Source organism: Streptomyces sp. NPDC054770 (assembly GCF_053611985.1).
In genome coordinates, this window is sequence record NZ_JBSHBL010000185.1 from 1 (window position 1) to 2,910 (window position 2,910).

Annotated in this window: 2 protein-coding genes; one reads left to right on the forward strand and one right to left on the reverse strand. The window is 69.3% G+C overall.

The annotated features are described in order from the left end of the window. The first annotated feature begins 500 nt into the window (after positions 1-500). The gene (locus ACWGKQ_RS52075) at positions 501-2,327 is read left to right on the forward strand and encodes a glycosyl hydrolase family 18 protein (protein ID WP_453299165.1); all 1,827 of its coding nucleotides are present in this window, start codon (positions 501-503) and stop codon (positions 2,325-2,327) included. Between the two features lie 80 nt (positions 2,328-2,407). Here the strand turns inward: ACWGKQ_RS52075 and ACWGKQ_RS52080 are convergent, their stop codons facing one another. After that, positions 2,408-2,854 (reverse strand): DUF2550 domain-containing protein, encoded by a 447-nt coding sequence (locus tag ACWGKQ_RS52080; RefSeq protein ID WP_189268498.1) that lies wholly within the window; start codon positions 2,852-2,854, stop codon positions 2,408-2,410. Positions 2,855-2,910: the final 56 nt, after the last annotated feature.

The window sequence follows — 2,910 nt, forward strand, 5'->3', positions numbered from 1 at the left end:
GCGTCCGGGGGTCACCCCCCGGGAAGACACAGCATCCTCGCCCGCACAGCCAACAAGGACGCCGGAGACGTGCAGTAGGTACCCGGCGGCGAACGCTGAACGAATCACCCCCCGGCCGGGGGTCCGGGGGTCACCCCCCGGGAAGACACAGCATCCTCGCCCGCACAGCCAACAAGGACGACGGAGACGTGCAGTGGGTACCCGGCGGGGAGCGCTAAGCGGGGCAGCGCCCCGAAGGGGCGCGGGGCTGTATCGATATGCGGCTCCGCCGCGTGGGCGCGACCAGCCACGACGGCGTCGCAGTCGGCAGACGGCATCGCGCGGCACTTCCAGCGGAGCGCTCAGCGGCCGTGCCGGCACGGCAGTCGGGGAACTGACAGCCCGTATACAGAGTGGTCCAGACCTATTGACCGGTGGTCCAGACCTTTCTATTCTCGCGGCACTGTGGGTATGAGGCTCAGTCATGCCCACGTCACCCCCGAACAAGAGGGAGGCGCAGCATGCGCTTCAGACACAGAGCCGCGGCGGGGTTCGCGACCCTGTTGCTCCCCCTGGCCGGTCTGGTCGGCCTCGCGAGCCCGGCCCAGGCCGCGACGACGGCGACCGCGACCTTTGCCAAGACCTCGGACTGGGGTACCGGCTTCGGCGGCCAGTGGACCGTCAAGAACACCGGTACCACCGCGATCAGTTCCTGGACCGTCGAGTGGGACTTCCCCTCCGGAACCTCGGTCACCTCCGCGTGGGACGCGGACGTCACCTCCTCCGGCACCCACTGGACCGCCAAGAACAAGTCCTACAACGGCTCCATCGCCCCCGGCGCCTCCGTCTCCTTCGGCTTCAACGGCGCCGGTTCGGGCTCGCCGAGCAACTGCCTGCTCAACGGCGCCAGTTGCGACGGCGGCACCACCGTCCCCGGCGACTCGGCGCCCTCCGCGCCCGGCACCCCGACCGCGTCGGGCATCACCGACACCTCGGTCAAGCTCTCCTGGTCCGCCGCCACCGACGACAACGGCGTCAAGAACTACGACGTCCTGCGCGACGGCAAGGTGGTCTCCACGGTGACCGCCACCTCGTACACCGACACGGGTCTCACGGCCGGCACCGACTACTCGTACACCGTCCAGGCCCGCGACACCGCGAACCAGACCGGCCCGGTCAGCGGCGCGGTCGCCGTACACACCACGGGCGGTACGACCACTCCCCCGACCACCGGCTCCAAGGTCAAGCTCGGCTACTTCACCGAGTGGGGCATCTACGGCCGCAACTACCAGGTCAAGAACCTGGTGACGTCCGGCTCCGCGGCGAAGATCACGCACATCAACTACGCCTTCGGCAACGTGACGAACGGCCAGTGCGCGATCGGCGACGCCTACGCCGACTACCAGAAGACGTTCACCGCCGACACCTCGGTCAGCGGCGTCGCCGACACCTGGGACCAGCCGCTGGCCGGCAACTTCAACCAGCTGCGCGAGCTCAAGGCCAAGTACCCGAACCTCAAGATCCTGTGGTCCTTCGGCGGCTGGACCTGGTCCGGCGGCTTCGCGCAGGCCGCGGCCAACCCGACCGCGTTCGCGGACTCCTGCTACAACCTCGTCAAGGACCCGCGTTGGGCCGATGTCTTCGACGGCATCGACATCGACTGGGAGTACCCGAACGCCTGCGGGCTGAGCTGTGACACCAGCGGCTCGGCGGCCTTCAAGAACCTGATGGCCGCGCTGCGCGCCAAGTTCGGCTCCTCCGCGCTGGTCACGGCGGCCACCACGGCCGACGGTTCCACCGGCGGCAAGATCGACGCCACCGACTACGCGGGCGCCTCCCAGTACGTCAACTGGTACAACGTGATGTCGTACGACTTCTTCGGCGCCTGGGCGACCACCGGCCCGACCGCCCCGCACTCCCCGCTCACCTCGTACTCGGGCATCCCGACCGCCGGCTTCGACACGGCCGACGCGATGGCCAAGTTCAAGGCACAGGGCGTGCCGGCGAGCAAGCTCCTGATCGGCATCGGCTTCTACGGCAGAGGCTGGACCGGCGTCACCCAGGACGCGCCGGGCGGCACGGCCACGGGCGCGGCCACCGGAACGTACGAACAGGGCATCGAGGACTACAAGGTCCTCAAGACGTCCTGCCCGGTCACCGGCACCATCGCGGGCACGGCGTACGCCCACTGCGGCACCAACTGGTGGTCGTACGACACCCCGTCGACGATCGCCGGGAAGATGAGCTGGGCCAAGTCCCAGGGTCTCGGCGGCGCGTTCTTCTGGGAGTTCAGCGGTGACACCAGCGACGGTGAGCTGGTGAGCGCCATCAACTCCGGGCTGAGCTGACACCTGAGCCACACCCCCACCCCCACCCCGTCGCGGGCGGCCTCCGGGCCGCCCGCGACGGTGTTTCCGGGACCCGGCGGTCAGGCCACGTTCACCCGCTGCCCGGGCGGGGCCGCCTCCAGCCAGGCGAGGAAGCCGGTCAGGGCGTCCTCGCTCATGGCGAGTTCCAGGCGGGTGCCGCGGTGGGTGCAGGCGAGGACGACGGCGTCGGAGAGCAGGGCCAGCTCCTCCTCGCCCTCGGGGAGGCGGCGGCCGGCCACCTCGATCCGGTCGCGTTCCAGGACCCGGCGGGGGCGGTAGGCGTAGGAGAAGACGCGGTACCACTCGACGCTGTCGCCGTTGTAGCGGGCGACGCCGTAGCTCCAGCCCTTGCCGTTGGTGTCCGGTTTCTCGGGGACTTCCCAGCGCAGCGAACAGTCGAAGGTGCCGCCGGAGCGCTGGATCAGTCTGCGGCGCAGGCCGAACAGGAAGAGTCCCACCACCACCAGCGCGACCACGATTCCGGCCACAGTCAGAGCGAGGACCATCGGCACCGACCTCCTCGTCTCCTAGGTAATGGAACGTAAAAAGACCCAGATCTACC